The sequence below is a fragment of the uncultured Shewanella sp. genome, from assembly GCF_947497935.1.
GTDB lineage: Bacteria > Pseudomonadota > Gammaproteobacteria > Enterobacterales > Shewanellaceae > Shewanella.
Genome location: NZ_CANMIO010000002.1, coordinates 170326 through 190587 on the forward strand (window position 1 = coordinate 170326; position 20262 = coordinate 190587).

The window sequence follows — 20262 nt, forward strand, 5'->3', positions numbered from 1 at the left end:
CCGCTAAACCAAAAGGTTTAACATGAAGAGAATTCATTAGCCGAGATCAATTCTGTCAAACTTACACTATCGAAACCAACAATACTTTAGCCCTTATAGTGCATATTTATTCCAAATGCATCGACCTTTCTAGAGGGATTATCTTGTAAAATGAGTCATCAATCATCGGGCTCAGATAACAGCTCTGCCGCTTTATTTAATGACACAAGCTCTTGCTCTGACTTGGTAACCGCGAGCACTGCATCAACTTGCTGCGCCAATGAATGCCATAACGGCAAGATAACATCCAACTCTGTTTGACTAGCTCGCTCTCTCGCCATTTTGAGTAACGCTGCGGCAGAAACCACATCGATACGCCCCAAGATCCCATCGGCAAGCGCAATACTGAGCTCAATCATGGCCGGTACGCTATGACCATACTTAATCACCTCTCGCAGATAGGCTTCTGCTTGTGACAGATCTTGCCCAAGGGCGCTGTCATCATGCAACATCTCCTGCGCACAGGAGAACATAGCGTCCACCTGCCCCTGCTCTGCCGCTTCAGCCATCCAATAGGCACTCTTAATGCTGTCTTGCTCGCAGCCTTCGCCACGAGCCAGCATCAAGGCTAAATGGTATTGAGCGTGGGGGAATCCAGCCTGAGCCGCTCGATGAATATACTTGTAAGCATTTTCTAAATCGGCCTGCTGGTAATAGAGTACGCCTAAATTCGCCATCGCCTCCGATTGCTCCAGCTTAGCCGCTTCACTGAGGTATTGCTGCGCCAGACTAGAGTCTGCAGCAAACTGCTTGCTGCCCACTAAATAAAAATAACCTAATAGCGCCATCGCATTCGCGATCCCAGCATCGGCAGCCTTAGCAATTGCAAGCTCTCCCGCAACTACATCAGTCTCGCCACTATACCCGTGGATCAAAGATACCCCATGCTCAAACAAAGCATTTAGATCTTTTGTCGATGCTTGAGTAAACCAGTAGCTCGCCTGCTTAAATGACGCCGTTGACCGCTCTTCTACCGCGTCTTCACGACTATCTTGCAACGCCAGCTCCTGCTCCCGTTGCATCAAAGCCCGGGTCTTTAATGACATCCCCACCAAGTACTGCGACTCTGGATCTCGCTCCATAACAGCGCGGTAGCACAGGTCTCTTCCCGCTAACGAGTCAAAATCTTCGAAGTAATATTCAGGTTTATCTTGCTTGGTCACGGTAACAAATAGTGACTCAACCAAAGACAAAAGCTGCTTAATAGAACGCTCGCTTAATTGCTGCAGTTGCTCGGGGGTAAGGTGATACTTTTCAGGATGGGCGCCACGGTTGCCATCGGCCCTGAGCTTGTGCAGTGCGCGAGTGGTTTTAACGTTAATGAGTCGATGCTGATTAAGCTGTTCGATACGGTCATATAGGTTAGGGCTTTCGAAGCGGATCTTCTTAGGCTCACCTAGCAAACTTGTGAGCTTATGACTAAAACTGCGTACATGTAGCAGCGCCTGAGTCGGTACATCTTTTACATAACTTTTGGCCTTGCGATAGTCCTCGCCTAATTCGGCTGAGAACAGATTGACGAACTCAATATCGTTCAACAAGACATTTACCCCTAATCAAGAATAACCCTAAGCTTTTCAGATAATAGGCTAGGTTTTGCAGCGCACACAAGCGTACTGCTGCAAACCTAGTAGAGTAGTCGCAACCTGGCGTTACTCTTCGTTTTGGATGTTGCCAGGAGTGTCAGGTGTTGGACGTGACACCATATACAAGCGGAAAAGTGCCACGTTCACGAACAAGCCGAAAAAGGCCACGATGACTTCACCGACAAGCTGTACAGGCATACCACCAAGTTGAGTCAACTGCGCCAACATACCACCAAATAGCGATAATGGAATATAGAGCAATAACACCACGATCGTTTTAAGGGCGATAGGACCACTAAAGCTAAAGCTGCGCTTAATCGCCTCCATAGGTGTGAGACGCTCAACCACGACCATAAAGTTAACGAACGCCAAACGCGCAAACAGATAGATACTTCCCACTAAACCAATAATACCCAGAGTTGGGTTAATGGCGAGCAGAATAAATACTGGCGCGAGTACAGCAAGCCCCGAGAACACACCGGCCAATAAGAGTGCTGGCACAAAGTTCAAGCTGGTCTTCAAGATCATCCCATTAGACGGGCTATGACCCTGAGAGCGGATCTCTAAAAATAGCGTTAATGCCGCAATCAAGAACGAGAACACTAGCAGTAATACCAACATGGCAACCATGTGGCTGGTACCAAATTGAGGGTTTTCGAGGTCTGCTGCACTAATTTCTAAACTTAGCCATAGCTGTATACCAACCTGCACAAATAGAATTGGTACAAACAAAAACGCTAACTGACTAATATTGTTTCGAAAAAAATTAAAAGCTTGAGTCAATATTGCTGACAATGGCATAGGGTTTTCCAAAAGATAAAATTCAATAACACGAGTTAAAGCTAAGGATACCCAAGTTTGTAAATTAATGCACAGTTGAAATCACCAATTACTGACGAGTCATAAACAAAAAATGCAAACGAATTGTTAAAAACGTTAGAATGAGCAATTATTCAAAGATTAGACGACACAAGGATAGCCTCGATGAAATCAATGACTGCAACTCTACTTACGATAACAGCTTTACTAAGTACTCCTGCAAGCGCAGGGATTTTAGACCAACTAGGCCAAGCAACTGCAACAGCTAACGAGCAAACCGAGCAGACTCAATCGAGTGATTTAGTTGGCACTGTTATGTCTCAACTAGGCCTTAGCCAGACTCAAGCCGAAGGTGGTTTGGGAAGCTTACTCTCGCTAGCGCAGAGTTCTTTAGGTAGTAATGACTTCAGCTCGATAGCCGATTCAATTCCTGGTATTGACGGGCTTTTAAGTGCGACACCTGAACTCGATAGCGACTCAGGTATGTCAGGGCTACTCTCGAAAGCGGGTGGTTTAGGTGAATCCTTGCAAGGTGGCGCCATGGTTTATGATGCATTTGAAAAGTTGGGCATTTCTAAAGAACTCGCTGCGCCTATGGTTGATATCGTCAAAGGCTACTTAGATACAAATGGCAGTGAGGGTACCTCAGATCTGCTGATGAAAGGCCTAAATTCAATTTTATAGACCTCGATTCTCCTTCTCAGCGATTGGATAATTGTTGAGAAGGAACTCTCTGCCATAATTAAACTCTAATAACCTGTCATTCCCGTAAGGTTTAGGAGCCGATATGATCGCTAAGCTCAAACAGTTTTTCGCTAATCCACAGACAATACTCTCAGATGAAGAGCGCGCGGAGCATTTGAACCTTGCAGCAGCAAGTTTATTGCTGGAAGTGGTGATGGCGGATGAGAACATGTCGGAACAAGAAGCTAAACTACTGCCAAGCTTATTAACCACCACCCTAAACTTAGCCAGCGATGAGGTACATGGCTTGATCCATGATGCTAAAAAATCGCAGCAAAACTCCACTTCACTATATGAGTTTACTCAAGCGATCAATGACAGTTTCGATATCAATCAGAAGCAACAGTTGATCCTCTCCATGTGGCAGCTGGCTTACGCCGATGGTCACTTGTGTCAGTATGAAGACCAGATCATTCGCCGCACAGCAGAGCTTTTGTATTTACGTCATAGCGAACTCATTCAAATGCGCAATATCGCGATGGAGCAAAAAGATAAATCTTCTTAGGCTAGAGATTTATGATCTTTAAATCCTCCGGTAAGCAAAGGTTACCCTTTAAGCTAATCGGTAATTTGCTCCAAAATATAAGCTTTGATACCACCGACAAAGCCTTCTGGGCAGTTACAAGCATGATCACAACGTGATAGTAGCGAATAACTAGGTTTACCTATTACAGAGTGCAGCAGCTCATATTGCTCAGCGCACATTCTTACAGCCTTTAAGCCATGAATGACCCCAACAAAATCTGCAGCGCAATGAGTACCTAAAAATGAAATTGCATCACTACTGCGCAATTTTGTAATCAGCCCTGCTAAGCTATGGGTTTTATAAACAGAGCCTAAAGCTAGTTGGTTTTGCTCACAATAAGCTTCCAGTGGGTCCCGAATATCGTTAAACCCTTCAATCGCTGTTACCACAAAGGGGTAGTGAGCGATATCCACTAAAGATAACCCACTAAACCACACAGGATGCTCCTCGCGAGCAACAATATACACAAACTGACCCGTTCCAATAGGTGTGGCCATTAGCGTCGATTTATACCTCTTCAAAGCCTCTTGAGTACCATGATCGTCATCTTGTATAACGGCCAGACACATGCCGCCTTGCAGCATCTCTTCACAGGTTTGTGGCCTTACATGCTTAATGTGAGTAGAAGCGCTCAAACTACAGCTTTCCAACTCGCAATCAATAAACTCAGGTAGCCCTACGGATAGGGTGGGAGGGACCGCAATTGTGCACTCCTTCTTAGGCGTTAAGCAGATCTCTGTAACACTAATATCCGATAACAACTCGCTGATTTCACAAATTTTAGGGTATATAGCCTTCGCTCTAGCTGTTGGAATGAAACCTTCCTTTTTTCTTATGAAGAGCGAGTCTTGGTAATATTCCCTTAAACTTGAAAGATAACGAGTCACTTTAGAGTTCGAGATTCGGAACTGCCGAGAAGTCTCACCACAGCATCCCGTTTCATAAACAGACTTAAAAATCACCAGCGCCTTCACATCGACGTCTATCATCGTCAGTTCCTTAATTTACCTAGGGTTATTTTTAATTATTGAAATTGTATTTTCTTTAAACTGAAAATATTGCTTTGCACTGCAAATACTCACCTCTAAAAATACAATACCAATAATTCTAGGTAGAATACGCTCCATAGATAGGCCACTGAAAAATAACGCTTAAAAGTATCGTATTTCAACAACTTATAGGACGACGACAGATGAAAAAGCTTACGGTTTTATTACTATTACTAGTTAGTACAAACGCTTCTGCCCTCGATAGTTGTAATGAATGCCATGATGAAAAATGGCAGCAAACACCAGCTCATGTTTGGATCGATACCGAAGTTCATCTAGATGCAGTCAGCTGCATGGATTGCCACCGCTGGAAAGAGGGAGATGATCTACCTCCCGTACTCCCAAGCCAAAAGACCTTGGAAAAAGATTGCGGTCTCTGTCATCACACGCCTGAAGATTTAGCGCGAAAGATGAACATGCAGCAATACCAGCAAGAAGCAGACGAATAGCACCTATCTAACCAGTCCCTGCAAAGGTCCGCACCCTTCATCAGACGCGGGCCTTTTACCTTCTACGAATCTATCACATCCATTCAGGCGATTTAGTTAACGCCTATCGCTGCATACCGCAAATCAATTTATAAGTTGATCGTAAAATATACCATCAATTAGATTGCAGATAGACTTACATGGGGTAATTGCCTCGAAGATCACATAATTTTATTGCTTTAAAACAACCATTTACAATGCACCTTCGTTAGGTAGGACTTTGCTATAGATAAGGGCGAAAATGGCAAGCAAGCTCACAAACTCCAAATAATATATATGAGTGTGAGTGATGGGAATAGGCTTAAGAAAGGCGTGTAAATCGAATCTAGCAAGTGAAGCACAAAAGCTCTAAAACTCGCTAGATTCTTATCATTAAGCCACTTGAGCTAGTTTTTGCTGCTCATAGAGATCTTGGGCAAGTGTCAGTTTTTGTTGTAATAACTTAGACAGTGCCTGAGAAAAATCACTTTCATGGGACTGATGATATTGTAAGAAGTAAGAGTACCGCTCACGGTTAAGCTTAGGAAACAGCACATTACTATAAAAATCAGTTGCATCAAGATAGTCGATATCGCTGCGATTATTAAAATAATGATGTGAGAAAATCGAGGCTGTCCAGCAAATGTCGTCCGTCTTCGCAACATGGTTCAGTGCCATGGCTAAACTCGTTGTCTTAAAGCTGACTTTGATATCTAAAGAGCGCTCTTTAGCGTAGGTCTCACAATAATGCTCAACCAAGCCCACCTTTGAGTAATTGATAAACACTAATTTGTTCTTTAGTAAGCTGTCAAATGTTAGCTCTTGCTTAAAGAATGGATGATCTTTTTTCGCAGCTAAAAAGAAATATTGAACATCACCGACTTGAACGCTTTTGACCGATTCAGATGCCTTAGAATTAACACTAATCGCGTAGTCAATCTTACCTTGTGCCAATAGTTCCTGAACATTGTCACTCCAAGGTTGAATAATCACCGACATGTCTCGACCTAGGGTCTGACACACTTCGTTAATTGATTCGACTAAAAACCCGGATAAATGCTCCTGAGCTGCGATGACTAAGCGATTGCTATCAGGGGAATAGCTGGTTATTTCAGCCATCTGTTCATAGCCCAGCACAATAGACTTAACGATAGGATACAGCCTGTCAGCCATAAGATTAGGCTCAACACCATACTGACGCCTGATAAACAATTCATCATGGATCACTTCACGCATATTGCTCAGAGCGCGACTCACCTTAGGCTGAGTGGTGTTAAGTTTCTGTGCCACAACCGAGCCATTTTTAAACTCAACTAACCCTATAAACACCTTAAGAGTAAAATAATCTAGCTTTGAAAGTTCCTTACGCATCAAACCCTTGCCTAAAAACACATTTTATTAATTATTGTATACAAACTATAACACTGAAAAATAAACGGTTTTGCTACACCTATCACATACATACCTATTTGTAGGTATTAGGAGGTAAAAGACAATCAACCTCAATTTCAGCTATCGCTTACCACTGGGACAAAGAAACCTAAGTGGGATCATACTCCTTTGCCACAAAGCGAGTTAAACTAAGGCTATCAATGATATGGTACTCATCTATGCAAACTGAACACACCGCTGAACTTAACCTGCTTTGGGGAACTTTAATCTTAGAGGAGTTGGCTCGCTTAGGCGTTAAACATGTCTGTATGGCGCCAGGTTCTCGTTCTACTCCACTCACCCTAGCTGCGGCGAAGCAAACCAAGCTTAGCCAACACATCCACTTTGATGAGCGTGGGCTCGGCTTTATGGCGCTTGGTTTAGCCAAGGCCAGTCAAGCACCAGTAGCGATTATTACCACCTCAGGCACAGCAGTTGCCAACCTCTACCCAGCGGTGATCGAAGCCTGGCTTACTCGTGTTCCCTTAATCGTATTATCTGGTGATAGACCTCCAGAGCTTATCGACTGTGGCGCCAATCAGGCGATCATTCAGCCCGCCATTTTTGCTCAGTATGCCAAGCAGCTAAACCTGCCGACACCGGATCTCAATATTGCTCCTCAAGCGCTACTTAGCTTGTTAGATGAAGCGGTTTGCAACCAATCACAGCCTGTTCATATTAATTGTATGTACCGTGAGCCCCTGTACCCCAACGAGCCTAAGGTAGATTTTGAACATTACTTAGCGCCTGTTAAACAGTGGCAACAGCAAACAGTGCCTTATAACCAATTTGCAAACCTAAACAGCGGCCAGATGCCAACAGCAGACGCACTTGCCCGCTTCGTACATGGCAAAGGGGTAATTGTTGCGGCAACGCTCGCGCCAGAGCAGCAATCAGATCAACTGATTGAGCTAGCCCAAAAGCTAGGTTGGCCTATTGTCACCGATGCCCAGTCACAACTGAGACAACATCCTGCTGCCATTGGTAATATCGACCAGCTGCTACATCAGCCAAAATCTAAGGCGCTTCTGGCTCAGGCTGAAAGAGTGATTGTCTTCGGTGGACGCATTCTTTCCAAACGCCTTATCAACTACCTTAATGAGCAGAATTGGAAAGATTATTGGCAGGTGCTGCCACAGCAACAAAGGCTGGATCCAAGCCATAAGCCAAAACAGGTTTGGATTTCTCCTGCGCATCAATTTGCTAAGCTAGCTTGGCCAAGATCTTCTGAGGCTAACTGGGCGCTCAAGCTTGTACAGCATAACGATGACCTAGAAACGCTATATCAACAGCAGATTGATCATGCAGAATTTGGTGAGGCGCAGACGATTCGCGCCATAGCTCAGAGACAAACCAATGAGCAACAGTTGTTTATTGGAAACAGTCTCCCAGTGCGTCTATATGACATGTTTGCCCCTATCACCACTGCAAGCGCCAACGTATTCACTAACCGCGGCGCATCAGGCATCGACGGCTTATTAGCAACGGCCTGTGGAGTTGCGGCTGCAGAAGCTAAGCCGACAACCCTGATTATTGGTGATATTTCGGCGCTACACGACCTTAATTCATTAGCTATCGCACGTACGCTCACTAGCCCGCTGGTGATAGTGATCCTCAATAATGATGGCGGTAATATCTTTAACTTACTACCAGTGCCCAATGAGCAGTTAAGAACCGATTACTACCGCTTGTCCCATGGACTCGAGTTTGGATTCGGCGCCGCCATGTTTGGACTCGCCTACAATCAGGTAGATTCACTCACCGATTTTATCGAATCCTATGAATACGCCATGACCTATTCTGGCCCCTCGGTGATTGAGGTAACCGTAGCCCAAAATCAAGCCAGTGAGCAGATCGCTCAAATCGCTAGCTGGATCAAACAGAGCTAATGCTAAGTTATTGCACTTCAGGGAGTATTGGCTCGCCAGCCGTGGTATTTCTCCACGGTTTCTTAGGCAGTAAAGAGGATTGGCAAGAGATCATCGAGCAGTTAGCCGATGATTTCTTCTGCGTCAGTATCGATCTTCCCGGCCACGGTGGTAACGGAATCGACGATAGCAATAGTTTAAAGCTACCAACTCCAGGTTTTATCCCCTGCGCAGAGCTGATTCACACCACTCTAGAGCAACTTAATGTCAGTCAGTATCATCTGGTGGGCTATTCATTGGGTGGCCGTATTGCGCTGCATTTAGCCCGCCTCTATCCGCAAGCATTACTTAGCCTAACCTTAGAGTCTTGTCATCCCGGGCTACAAGAACTGGACGCGAGAACCGAACGCAAAGCTAACGACATGGCATGGGCGCAGAAGTTACAAACCCTGCCTATCAAAGACTTCCTAGCCCTCTGGTATCAGCAAGCAGTGTTTAGTGACTTAACCAAGACCGAGCGTGAGCACTTAATTGACAAGAGAGCTCACAATCAACCTCTTATGCTAGGGAACTGCTATCGGGCGACATCCCTTGCCGAACAGGAAGATCTCTGGGATACCCCAAGCCTATTACCGATTAGCAGCCATTTTATTGCAGGCCATCAAGACCATAAATTCATGGCGTTAGCCAAACGCTGGCAACAGCAACAGCCATTATTGCTACACAGCATCGAGGCCAGTGGGCATAACGTGCATCTAGCGGCCCCTCAGGCTTTCGCAAAACAGCTAAGTACTATTTTTACATCTACTCCTTCTAACTTCTAAGCAGACAGTGAGCCATACATGACCCCGACTCCTCAGCAAGCAACGCCATTAACCTTAACTCAGTTGGGTCTGTATCTGTTTGCTATCGACTTAGACAAGCCATTGCCAGTAGGTAAGCAGCGCATCGAGCAGCGGCAAGGGTTAGTCCTAGTTGCGCAGACTGAAGAACGACAGGAGTGGGTAGAGATCTCACCGCTTTCTGGCGTCGATAACCAAGGTGAAACATTAACAGGTTTTAGCCGCGAAACATTAACGGAGGTTAGCGAGCAGCTAGCGGCATTATTGCCACAATTGCACCAGCAGCCCATCGACAATTTACTCGATTTTGTAGAGCAAACCGCTTTGCCATCACTAGCGTTTGGCCTCAGCCAACTGCACGCCAAACTCGCAGGAAAATTTGACGGCCACGCCATCCCCCCGCGCACCATTCCGCTGATTTATCGCCAAAGTAATGAAGCTCTTACGGCGGTTAGCGAGCGCGTTGCAAGCTTATCTAGCAGCGTTTATGCGGTGAAAGTGAAGGTCGCTCAGGAGTCGCTTGAAGATGAAATTAAACTGATCCATCAGATCTTAGCCATTCGCCCCGATCTAAAACTCCGTTTAGATGCCAATCGCGGCTTCACACTAGAGCAAGCCATAGAGTTTGCAGCATGCCTACCACTCGAGAGCATCGAGTACATCGAAGAGCCATGCCAAAACCCCGATGACAATCAGGCTTTTTACCACGCGATAGGGATGCCATGGGCACTGGATGAGTCATTAAATAGCGCCGAATATGAATTTAAGATGCAAGCAGGCTTAAGCGCATTAATCATTAAGCCTATGCTGCTTGGCAGTATCGAAAAGCTGCAGCTATTAATCGATACCGCCACCGAACACGGCGTGCGCTGCATTCTTAGCTCAAGCTTAGAAGCAAGCCTTGGCATTGAAGCATTAAGTCGCTTAGCAGAAATCATGACTCCAGATGAGATCCCGGGGATTGATACTCTCGCAGCCTTCAACCAAGATTTAATCGTTAGCTCTGGAAAACCTGTCTGTTTGCAGCTTGATGACTTAACACTCCTAACTCGTGTAAGTAATAGCTAGCGCATGCAATAGCCATGTAAACAATAGCTAACGAATCGAACCTAACAGATAAGCGGCGCATTGATATGACGGTTAGCAGTACCAACAAGCAAATACTCTCACCTATTCATCAGCAAGCATTAGCACAAGCTGAGGCGCCGGCTTACCGTTTTTCAGGCGTGGCAGTTAGCTACCAAACTTTACACCAGCAAGTCATCGCCCTAACCCAGCAATTTAACCAAATAGGCTTAAAGCGCGGCGACCGCTTAGCCTGTATCGCCCATAACTGTCCGCAGCTATTGCAACTCTATTGGGCCTGCGTCGATAGCGGTATTCTGTTCTGTCCTATCTCGCCACGCTTTGCGTCTCAGCAGATCATCGAGTTAATGCAATGCCATAACTATCAATATTACTGGCTTGAAGCCTCACAGCAAACTAACTCCAGCCTAGTTGATGCACTGCAGGATCAGCCACAGCTAAAAGCTATCTCACTGGATTTTAATCAGCTTAGCGAACAAGCGCAGCAAACTATAAACCCCAATGTTGCAGTCAACGCCATACTCACCTCCGGCAGCAGCGGCACACCTAAAGCCGCCGCCCACAGCCTAGCCAATCATATGGCCAGCGCCAAAGGTTCGAGTGAGCTAATCGGCTTAGCATCAACAGACAGCTGGTTACTGTCGCTGCCGCTATTTCATATTGGCGGCTTAGCCATCTTAAATCGCTGCGCACTAGCCGGAGCCTGTGTGGTGTTTGAAGACAAGAACCTAGCTCTAGCGGATCAGCTTTTTCGTGACGAGATAAGCCACCTGTCGTTAGTGAGCGCTCAACTACAGCAGTTACTTAATGCAGCCGTTGAGCGTGAGAGTGATAATGAGACGAGTGCCGAAAGCGACTGCTTAAGCCGAGTCAAAGCCATGCTACTCGGCGGTGGAGCAATCTCAGCCGACCTACTCTCAAAGTTAGGCAAACGTAACATAAAGGCCTACACCAGCTACGGCATGACAGAGATGGGATCGCAGATCACCACAGGTATAGCGCGCACCGACGGCTCCAGTGGCAAAGTTTTATCGGGTCGTGAATTGAAGATTATCGATAGTGAAATATGGGTAAAAGGCGGGTGTCTGTTTTTAGGTTATTTAGCCGATGAAGGTTTTAACCTACCGCTAGATAATGACGGCTGGTTCTACACCAAAGACTTAGGCCACTTTGATGAAAACGGCAACCTCTGTATCGACGGCCGAGCCGACAACATGTTCATCAGCGGCGGCGAGAACATCCAACCCGAAGAGATAGAAACCGCTTTAAAGCTGCACCCGTTAATCAGCGATGCCATCGTGTTTCCTGTGGCTGACGCCAAGTTTGGCACTCTCCCAGCTGCCATTCTTAAGTTAAATGAGAGTAAGCTGAGTAACAATTCAGCCAACCAACCTTTGGAAGCCGAGCTGACAGACTTCCTCGCCGACAAGATCGCCCGTTTTAAGCGACCAAGGTGTTATTACCCTTGGCCAGAAGTCAGCAGCGCCGGGATTAAGGTTGTACGCAAACAGGTGATTGAGGCGGTTGACAAATAAGTGCTTACTTGTAGACCAGCTAACGGTAATTCGCAACCTTAAATACTTAGGTTACATGTACTTTAATTTCTTTGAGCCTGTTTAATCGAATCTTTAATCGCATCTACTTGAGCATCACATTCAGCTCGTTGAGTTCCACGCTTTTCGGCACACTTTCTAGGCGCAGGTTCTGAATAAACAATACCTTTAATTATAGCGGAAGCCGCACATCCCGGTGCTCCATCACATGTATCTGGTGGTACATAATAATTACTGGGAGAATGACTGCAGCCCCACAATAATAAACTAAAAATTAAAGTCGATATCCATTTCATAAGCACTCCTTATGTTTTAGCGAATTGTCATTAATTTTGCCGAGCCCCCCAACGTTACATATTTATAACCTATTCGAGCGGTAGAATCACATAACCTTACGAGTAATCTCAAGCGTTATACATAAATGGCCACCCACTAGTCAGAGCTACACAGAGGAAGAAAAGTACAATAGCTTCACTACAGTGTTCTTAGTACAAAAACACAAAGTTAAAACTCCTACCTTTTCACAGGAAGCACCAACTCCCCATCGGAGTTGCCGAAGTACGCAGATGGCTCTTAATCTAAAATAGTGTCGTGGAACCATCATGGATGATGGTTCAGGCTCGGGAGACATAGATGACCAATCTAAACCATTAGGCAATTTTTATTGGAGTATGAAGATCTACAACTTCGTCGGGGCGGCAGGGACTCTTTATGAAAGAAATGGCCAAGAGGGGGTTGCTGTTGACCCCTTCTTGGCCGTGTGTGAGCTGGAAGCTCACGACCTTTTATCAAACGCAGTTTGATTGGGTTGTTAGACGCAGCCTAACTTAAAGCTTAATTGTTCTAACTGTATGCCTAATTACCTCATTACTCACTTTCACTATCCAATGCAACTAATTGCCTGCAGCAGGCGTATGTGCAGACACTTCCGTGACACGCAGCAAGTCCATCCCTGGAAGCTCGGCCATGACGTCCATGTCATGGACGGTCACGGCCGTATCTACACGGGGTTAGAAAAGCATTTAGACCAACCCAAAGTGCTCCCCATAAAAAGCACTAATCTAAATAGCCAAACATAACTTACAGGAAACACCAATTCCCCATCGGAGTTGCCGAAGTACGTTGAAGAAATAACCGTGATGCCCACACGGATGTTGGCATAGCTTTCGCGGGGCAGGATGCCCCATCGGAAGCGTTAGGTTATTTCGAATAAGTACGAGGGAGACAACTTCGTCAGGGGCGCTGAGGGTTTCTCCTTACGGAATCAAGAGTGGGGGACAAGCACTTTCCCTTGGCTCACTCTTAACAACAGAAAGGGGCGAAGCGCCACGACGTTAGTTGTTAGACGCAGTCTAACTCAAAGCTCAGGCGTAGCCTGATGCCAAAGGCACATATGCCTAGGTAAACTCCAGACATAAAGCCAAAAGCTGCCCATCCATGGGCTTTTGGCATAAATGTTCCAGACATAAAGCCAAAAGCTATCCATCCATGGGCTTTTGGCATAAATGTTCCAGACATAAAAAAACCTGCTAAAAAGCAGGTTTTAATTATCGCTAAGCGATTGGAGCGGACAATGGAAACTAGGCTTCCATACAGCCTTTAAGCTTGTTCATTGCATTCTTTTCCAACTGCCTAATACGTTCAGCCGACACTTGGTAAGTTGCCGCTAAATCTTGCAATGTGGTCTTGTCTTCATCTAACCAACGCGCTTTAAGGATATGTTGGCTACGCTCATCAAGAGTCTTGATGGCCGATAGCAGACGCGCTTGGTTATTCTGTTCCCAGTTGTCGTTTTCAACTTGAGACGCTAAATCTGATGAATGATCTTCAAGGTAATGCATAGGTGCATAATCTTGCTCGTCATCATTGTCGCTAGCGAGATCGAAGGCTGGATCTTGCGCCGCCATGCGTGACTCCATCTCGGTCACATCGGTTTTCGATACACCTAGACTGTCAGCAACCATACCCACTTCACTGTCGCTAAACCAACCTAGACGCTTTTTAGCCTTACGTAGGTTAAAGAACAGTTTGCGCTGTGCTTTAGTGGTAGCCACTTTAACAATGCGCCAGTTCTTAAGCACATACTCGTGGATCTCAGCTTTAATCCAATGCACGGCAAACGACACCAAGCGAACGCCCACATCTGGGTCGAAACGCTTAACCGCCTTCATTAAGCCGATATTACCTTCTTGGATCAAATCTGCTTGTGGAAGACCGTAGCCTGAGTAACCCTTTGCAACATGTACCACAAAACGTAAGTGCGACATAATCAACTGTTTCGCAGCCTGTAGATCACCCGTCTCTTGCAGACGCTTCGCTAGCTCATATTCTTTATCAGCTTCCAACATAGGAATGTTGTGTGCTGAATGAACATAAGACTCGAGGCTGCCACTACTTTGGGGAACCATCAGTGCCATTGATTGCGTTTGATCTGTCATTTACGCTCCTGCTACTTCTTACAAATGTCTTGCTAAAATCTACTTTTGTCCATTCATTGCTGAAATGGACAATGAACTATCGACTAAATGACAAAATATGTCAACCATCAACTTTATCTAATATGCGTCAATACTCATTATTGCTTATTAGAGTCTTGCATCTAGTTGTAGGCAGATCAAATGAAACAAAGTTCATCTTTTAACCTATCATCTATTGCCAAGTGTAACGGGTTATTATGACGGTTCTATTGCTCTAAGATGCTGCCGTACTGAAAGGTAGGAACCTAACCAACCTAAGAAAGACGCCAACAATACCAGTTGCCCTAATTCACCGAAGGTGAGTGACTCCATCTGCAGCTGGCTACCATATAAGCCCAGTAGCTCGCCTAAGGCCGAGTCTAAATATAAAACCAATAAATTAATTATAACCCAAGCTAAAAACCCACCAATCACACCGTACCAGATCCCAGTATATAAGAAGGGGCGCTGGATAAAGGCCTCTGTAGCACCGACAAGTTTCATCACCTCGATTTCGGTGCGGCGGTTCATAATTGCTAAGCGAATGGTGTTACCAATCACTAGTACCACAGCGAGTACGAGCAGCGCGGCAATCGCTAATACCGTACGCTCTAACAGCTTAACAACCGCTTGCAAGCGCTCTAACCACTCGATATCTAATCGACCGAAACTCACTTCCGGCTCCTGCTCAAGTTTTCTTAGCAGCTCCCTCGCCCCTGTTGGGCTGGAATACTTATTACTTGGCGTCACCATGACCACTGCTGGCAGAGGGTTGGAGTCTAAGTAAGATAGCGCCTCACCAAAGCCCGATAAACGCTGAAACTCCTCAAGCGCCTGCTCACGATCGATATAATTGACATCACTCACTTCCGGGTAAACCTTAAGGCGAGTAATCAAGCTTTGAATGCTGGTTTCACTACGGCCTTCGTCGATAAACAAGGATATTTCGGCGGCACTGTTCCAAGATTCGGTTATGGTTTCGGCATTTTTTACCAACACCTGTAAAGCCGCTGGTAAACTTAGGCTAACGCCCAAAACGGCCATGGTCATGATAGATGAAACAGGGTTACGCCATAGCTCGCCGATACTGGCCATCGCATGCTGAATGTGACGAATAAAAAACATCACAATTCGACCCGAAAATGGCAATTTACTACGATTTATCTGAGGTTGCTTGCTCATAATTTATCCTCAGTTAATGCCGAAGCTGTCTTGAGCATTTAGCTCTTCAGCTCCTAACACTCGCCCCTGCTTAAGGGTTAAAGTTCGATACTTCATTCGTGCAATTAAACCCAGATCATGGGTTGCGATAAGTACGGTTGTCCCCGCATCGTTAAAGGTTTCAAACAGACGCAGAATATCCATAGATAGCTTAGGATCTAAGTTACCCGTCGGCTCATCGGCAAGTAGCAGAGGAGGCTTGTTTACAATCGCACGAGCAATACCCACTCTTTGCTGCTCACCACCCGACAGCATGATGGGGTTATGGCGTTCTTTGCCATATAAGCCCACCATATCGAGCGCTCCTGCAACACGCTTGCGGATCTCTCCAATCGAGAAGCCTTCGATAATCAAAGGTAAAGCAACGTTGTCGAACACACTCTTGTTCATCAGCAAGTGATGATTTTGGAAGATCATACCAATATCACGACGTAGGTAAGGCACCTGCGAACGAGTCACCTTCGCGATATCATGACCATTAATTGAAACGCGACCACCGTTAGCTCTTTCGATAACGGTGATCAGCTTAAGCAGCGTACTCTTACCCGCGCCAGAGTGACCTGTTAAAAAAGCCATCTCACCACGCTTTAGATGAAAACTCACATCCGATAGGGCTTTTTGCCCGCCGGGATAGACTTTGCTTACCTGCTCAAATCGAATCATTAATAAGATTTCTTTTTAGTTGGCATTAATCGGCATTAGTAAAAGCACCCATGTAGGGTGCTTTTATTTAGCTATTTTTCAGTAACGTTTGCTATAAGCTAACGTTATTTCGCGTCTTTGTCGTCTTTTGTTTGGCTAAACAAAGCTTCGATAAAGTCTTTCGCATCAAAGGTACGTAGGTCGTCAATCTGCTCACCTACGCCAATATGACGAATTGGAATACCAAATTTATCGGCGATAGCGAAGATCACCCCGCCCTTAGCGGTGCCATCAAGCTTACTGATGGTAATACCGGTAACACCAACGGCCTCTTGGAACAGCTGCGCCTGACTAATCGCATTCTGACCAGTGCTAGCATCTAAAGTTAACATCACCTCGTGCGGAGCACTCTCCTCTTGCTTTTTCATCACACGTACGACTTTCTTCAACTCGTCCATTAAGTGGGCTTTATTCTGTAAACGACCTGCCGTATCGGCAATCAGTACGTCAACATTACGGGCACGTGCCGCTTGTAGGGCATCAAACAGCACTGATGCACTGTCTGCACCTGTATGCTGGGCAATAACAGGGATATCGTTACGTTGACCCCAAACTTGCAACTGCTCAACTGCCGCTGCACGGAAGGTATCACCTGCCGCCAACATCACCGACTTACCTTGCGCCTGATACTGCTTAGCCAGCTTACCAATCGTCGTGGTCTTACCGACACCATTTACACCCACCATTAAGATCACAAATGGACCATCGGCATTTTCAGGGATCAGTGGTACAGACACGGGATCGAGTGTCTTTTGCATCTCTTCACGTAGAAGATCATATAACGCTTCACCGTCTTTTAGCTGCTTACGGCTTGCCTGCTCGGTGAGGCTCTTAATCAACCGTGTGGTTGTTTCGACACCCACATCGGCGATCAATAGCTGTTCTTCTAGCTCTTCAAAAAGATCGTCATCGATCTTCTTACCGCTAAACAACCCAATAAAGCCGCTACCAATACTCTCACTGGTGCGCTTTAGGCCGCGCTTAAGACGGGCAAACAAACCTTCTTTAACTGGCTTAATCTGTGGCTCTGGCTGTTGTTCTTCTTGTGCAGTAGCTTGTTGCGCTGCTAACTCTTGTGCAGCAGCTATTTCAGATTCAAGACGCTCAGCTTCGACTCTTTCTAATTCAACACGTTCAGCCTCTAGGCGCTCGGCTTCAGCCTGAGCCGCTTGTTCGGCTGCTAAACGAGCCTGTTCCGCAGCCGCTTCTGCCTCAACCTTCTCTGCTTCAATACGTTCAGCTTCAACTCTTTGAGCTTCGGCTTGCTCCGCTGCAACTCTTTGAGCTTCGACTTGCTCGGCTGCAACTCTTTGAGCTTCGGCTTGCTCTGCTGCAACTCTTTGAGCTTCGACTTGCTCTGCTGCAACTCTTTGAGCTTCGACTTGCTCTGCTGCAACTCTTTGAGCTTCGACTTGCTCCGCTGCAACTCTTTGAGCTTCGGCTTGCTCTGCTGCAACTCTTTGAGCTTCGGCTTGTTCTGCTGCAACTCTTTGAGCTTCGGCTTGTTCTGCTGCAACTCTTTGAGCTTCGACTTGCTCTGCTGCAACCCTTTGAACTTCGGCTTGTTCTGCTGCAACTCTTTGAGCTTCCGCTTGCTCAGCTGCAACTCTTTGAGCTTCGGCTTGATCCGCTGCAACCCTTTGAACTTCAGCCTGTTCCGCAGCAACTCTTTGAGCTTCCGCTTGCTCAGCTGCAACTCTTTGAGCTTCAGCCTGCTCTTCGGCTAAACGTGCTTGTTCAGCTGCTAATCTCTGAGCTTCTGCCTGTTCAGCAGCAATACGTTCAGCTTCCACTCTTTGGGCTTCAGCTTGCTCAGCCTCAATGCGTGCAGCTTCTGCTTGTTCAGCCGCGGCTCTTTCTAATTCAAGACGTTCAGCTTCCACTCTTTGGGCTTCAGCTTGCTCAGCCTCAATGCGTGCAGCTTCTGCTTGCTCTGCCGCGACTCTTTCTAATTCAAGACGTTCAGCTTCTACTCTTTGGGCTTCAGCTTGCTCAGCCTCAATGCGTGCAGCTTCGGCCTGCTCGGCTGCAACTCTTTCTAATTCAAGACGCTCAGCTTCGACTCTTTCAAGCTCAAGCTCAAGCTTTTCAGCTTCTAGTTTCGCCGCTTCTGCAGCCTGCGCTTCTTCTTTAGATTTATCCTTGCGGAACCAGGAAAAAAAACCTTTCTTTGCCATGTGTTATACCGGTGCTCAAATAGCTGTACATAAATGCATTGGGGTGGAGGACGTTATATCAAAATCCAGCTCAAATTACGCTGATAAAAACAGCAAAAACGCCATTCAGACGGAATCTAACAACTGCTTTTTACCATTTAGCTGTGCTTTGATATAAAATAACGACCTAAATTCAGACGCCATAGTCTACCACTTTCTTTCATTAGGCAAAATCACGAGGACACCATGGTCAAAAAAAGACCTTCTAGCGGTCAAGTTAGGATTATTTCAGGCCAATGGCGCTCGCGAAAGTTGCCCATTCACGACCTTGAAGGGCTACGCCCAACCACAGATCGCGTCAGAGAAACCCTATTCAACTGGGTTGCTAACGATGTACGCGGCTCCCGTGTACTCGACTGCTTTGCCGGTAGCGGCGCGTTAAGCCTTGAGTCACTGTCGCGATATGCCAGCTACGCCAAGATTTTTGAGCTACAGGCTCAAGCGGCGAAACAGCTTGTGGCCAACCTGGCCACGCTTAAGTGTGAGAACGCAGACGTCATCAAAGGTGATAGCCTAGCGCTACTTGCTAATAAGCCAAACGAAGGCTTCGATCTCGTCTTTATCGACCCACCTTTTAGAAAGTCACTGGCAGAGAAAAGCATTGCACTTATCGATCAACACCAATGGTTAAACGATGATGCTCTTATTTACGTAGAAACCGAGAGTGAAATCTCGCTGCTTAACGTACCGGCTAGCTGGGCATTACTGAAAGAGAAGAAAGCGGGTCAAGTGATCTATCGTTTATATCAATACTCTGCAGAGCAGGTTTCAGAAGCAGACATCAATACTGATACAGGGGAAGCGAGTTAAATGAAAGTCATGCTAGTTTTAGGAAAATTGGTCACCGGCTTTGCTTGGTTAATGATGATCTATAACTTGATCATGCCTTTTGAAGGCAATATATCGGTTGTCCTCAATATCTTGTTTGCAATGACCATCTTTATGCATTGCTTTCAGACACTCATTTTCCACACTATGTTTAAACCACTACTGCAACTGAAAAAATCTGACTATCTGCAGGTATTCCTATTTGGTGTATTTAGCCTACTACAGTATCGCAAGCAAGTTATGGATAAGCAGGCTCAAAACGGTTAATAGCCGGACAAGCCAAGACTACAAAGGCAAAACAGTATCCGCTGTTTTGCCTTTTATTTTTTGCTTTTTTCAGAATCTAGATCCTAGGACGCTGCGCTGCGAGATCGGGCTAAGCCCTGCTAGAAACAGCCAAAGCCTAAAGCACCATCTTTTCTGGCTCTTAGCTTTTCCGTAAGCGCAGCGTTCCGTCAGTGACGCAGTCACGTTCCCTAGGCCGCAGGCCGTTCGTCTTAGCTTTAAAAAAAGAACCTAGATCCTAGGACGCTACGCTGCGAGAGCGGGCAGTGCCCTTCTAGGTAGAGCAAATGCCAAAAGCACCGTCTCTGCTGCTTCTAAGCCTTCCGGGCTTTTCCGGCATTTATGCCGTCAGGCTTGCGCTGTTCAGTCTCGCTCAATAAGCCATTGGAGTATTGATGGGCTAAAACCCAACCTACAGCAGAAAACAAGCTTTTCCGTCTTGGCATCCCTAGAACCTAGGACCTTTCTTTTTCCTAGGACCTAGATCCTAGAACCTTTCTCAGCCTTTCCTAGGACCTTCTTTTACTTTCCGAAGCTTAAAAAC

19 protein-coding genes are annotated in these 20262 nt (G+C 46.0%); 10 read left to right on the forward strand and 9 right to left on the reverse strand.

Features of this window, described 5'->3' with window-relative positions:
• Window positions 1-158: 158 nt before the first annotated feature.
• Both Q1A86_RS02955 and Q1A86_RS02960 read right to left on the reverse strand, forming a co-directional pair.
• Window positions 159-1580: a DUF4145 domain-containing protein gene (locus tag Q1A86_RS02955; RefSeq protein ID WP_299802793.1), complete on the reverse strand. Its 1422-nt coding sequence runs from the start codon at window positions 1578-1580 to the stop codon at window positions 159-161.
• Window positions 1581-1691: 111 nt separating this feature from the next.
• Window positions 1692-2426, reverse strand: coding sequence for a hypothetical protein (locus tag Q1A86_RS02960; RefSeq protein WP_299802794.1), 735 nt, complete (start codon window positions 2424-2426; stop codon window positions 1692-1694).
• Window positions 2427-2609: 183 nt separating this feature from the next.
• Between Q1A86_RS02960 and Q1A86_RS02965 the strand changes: the two genes are divergently transcribed.
• Window positions 2610-3128, forward strand: coding sequence for a DUF2780 domain-containing protein (locus Q1A86_RS02965; RefSeq protein WP_299802795.1), 519 nt, complete (start codon window positions 2610-2612; stop codon window positions 3126-3128).
• A gap of 103 nt (window positions 3129-3231) precedes the next feature.
• Window positions 3232-3693: a TerB family tellurite resistance protein gene (locus Q1A86_RS02970; RefSeq protein ID WP_299802796.1), complete on the forward strand. Its 462-nt coding sequence runs from the start codon at window positions 3232-3234 to the stop codon at window positions 3691-3693.
• A 53-nt stretch (window positions 3694-3746) separates the two neighbouring features.
• Here the strand turns inward: Q1A86_RS02970 and Q1A86_RS02975 are convergent, their stop codons facing one another.
• Window positions 3747-4703 (reverse strand): LysR family transcriptional regulator, encoded by a 957-nt coding sequence (locus Q1A86_RS02975; protein WP_299802797.1) that lies wholly within the window; start codon window positions 4701-4703, stop codon window positions 3747-3749.
• A 203-nt stretch (window positions 4704-4906) separates the two neighbouring features.
• On the opposite strand from Q1A86_RS02975, the gene Q1A86_RS02980 reads away from it, so the two are divergent.
• Complete coding sequence (locus tag Q1A86_RS02980; RefSeq protein ID WP_299802798.1) at window positions 4907-5212, forward strand: cytochrome c3 family protein; 306 nt, start codon at window positions 4907-4909, stop codon at window positions 5210-5212.
• A gap of 411 nt (window positions 5213-5623) precedes the next feature.
• Here Q1A86_RS02980 and Q1A86_RS02985 read toward each other — a convergent pair whose 3' ends face one another.
• On the reverse strand, window positions 5624-6601 hold the full coding sequence (locus tag Q1A86_RS02985) for a LysR family transcriptional regulator (RefSeq protein WP_299802799.1): 978 nt from the start codon (window positions 6599-6601) through the stop codon (window positions 5624-5626).
• 239 nt (window positions 6602-6840) lie between these two features.
• Between Q1A86_RS02985 and menD the strand changes: the two genes are divergently transcribed.
• The 4 genes from menD to menE all read left to right on the forward strand — a co-directional run bounded on the left by menD (window position 6841) and on the right by menE (window position 11992).
• Complete coding sequence (menD, locus tag Q1A86_RS02990; RefSeq protein WP_299802800.1) at window positions 6841-8550, forward strand: 2-succinyl-5-enolpyruvyl-6-hydroxy-3-cyclohexene-1-carboxylic-acid synthase; 1710 nt, start codon at window positions 6841-6843, stop codon at window positions 8548-8550.
• Window positions 8550-9353 carry a 2-succinyl-6-hydroxy-2,4-cyclohexadiene-1-carboxylate synthase gene (menH, locus tag Q1A86_RS02995; RefSeq protein ID WP_299802801.1) on the forward strand — a complete coding sequence of 268 codons (804 nt, stop codon included), beginning with the start codon at window positions 8550-8552 and terminating at the stop codon, window positions 9351-9353. Before menD ends, menH begins: the two co-directional genes overlap by 1 nt.
• 18 nt (window positions 9354-9371) lie before the next feature.
• Entirely contained in the window at window positions 9372-10439 is a 1068-nt protein-coding gene (gene menC / locus Q1A86_RS03000) for an o-succinylbenzoate synthase (protein ID WP_299802802.1), read from the forward strand.
• Window positions 10440-10504: 65 nt separating this feature from the next.
• Entirely contained in the window at window positions 10505-11992 is a 1488-nt protein-coding gene (gene menE / locus Q1A86_RS03005) for an o-succinylbenzoate--CoA ligase (RefSeq protein ID WP_299802803.1), read from the forward strand.
• 62 nt (window positions 11993-12054) lie between these two features.
• On the opposite strand, the gene Q1A86_RS03010 is transcribed toward menE, so the two are convergent.
• A complete protein-coding gene (locus Q1A86_RS03010; RefSeq protein ID WP_299802804.1) occupies window positions 12055-12306 on the reverse strand; it encodes a hypothetical protein in 252 nt (83 codons plus the stop codon).
• A gap of 306 nt (window positions 12307-12612) precedes the next feature.
• On the opposite strand from Q1A86_RS03010, the gene Q1A86_RS03015 reads away from it, so the two are divergent.
• Window positions 12613-12813: a hypothetical protein gene (locus Q1A86_RS03015; protein ID WP_299802805.1), complete on the forward strand. Its 201-nt coding sequence runs from the start codon at window positions 12613-12615 to the stop codon at window positions 12811-12813.
• 777 nt (window positions 12814-13590) lie between these two features.
• Here the strand turns inward: Q1A86_RS03015 and rpoH are convergent.
• From rpoH to ftsY, 4 genes are all read right to left on the reverse strand, one after another.
• Complete coding sequence (rpoH, locus tag Q1A86_RS03020; protein ID WP_299802806.1) at window positions 13591-14448, reverse strand: RNA polymerase sigma factor RpoH; 858 nt, start codon at window positions 14446-14448, stop codon at window positions 13591-13593.
• 234 nt (window positions 14449-14682) lie between these two features.
• Entirely contained in the window at window positions 14683-15648 is a 966-nt protein-coding gene (gene ftsX, locus Q1A86_RS03025; protein WP_299802807.1) for a permease-like cell division protein FtsX, read from the reverse strand.
• 9 nt (window positions 15649-15657) lie between these two features.
• Entirely contained in the window at window positions 15658-16350 is a 693-nt protein-coding gene (ftsE, locus tag Q1A86_RS03030; protein WP_299802808.1) for a cell division ATP-binding protein FtsE, read from the reverse strand.
• 104 nt (window positions 16351-16454) lie between these two features.
• Entirely contained in the window at window positions 16455-18566 is a 2112-nt protein-coding gene (ftsY, locus tag Q1A86_RS03035) for a signal recognition particle-docking protein FtsY (protein WP_299802809.1), read from the reverse strand.
• 225 nt (window positions 18567-18791) lie between these two features.
• Between ftsY and rsmD the strand changes: the two genes are divergently transcribed.
• Together rsmD and Q1A86_RS03045 are read left to right on the forward strand one after the other, a co-directional pair.
• A complete protein-coding gene (gene rsmD / locus Q1A86_RS03040; RefSeq protein WP_299802810.1) occupies window positions 18792-19415 on the forward strand; it encodes a 16S rRNA (guanine(966)-N(2))-methyltransferase RsmD in 624 nt (207 codons plus the stop codon).
• Window positions 19416-19700 carry a DUF1145 domain-containing protein gene (locus Q1A86_RS03045; protein WP_299802811.1) on the forward strand — a complete coding sequence of 95 codons (285 nt, stop codon included), beginning with the start codon at window positions 19416-19418 and terminating at the stop codon, window positions 19698-19700.
• The last annotated feature ends 562 nt before the right edge of the window (window positions 19701-20262 follow it).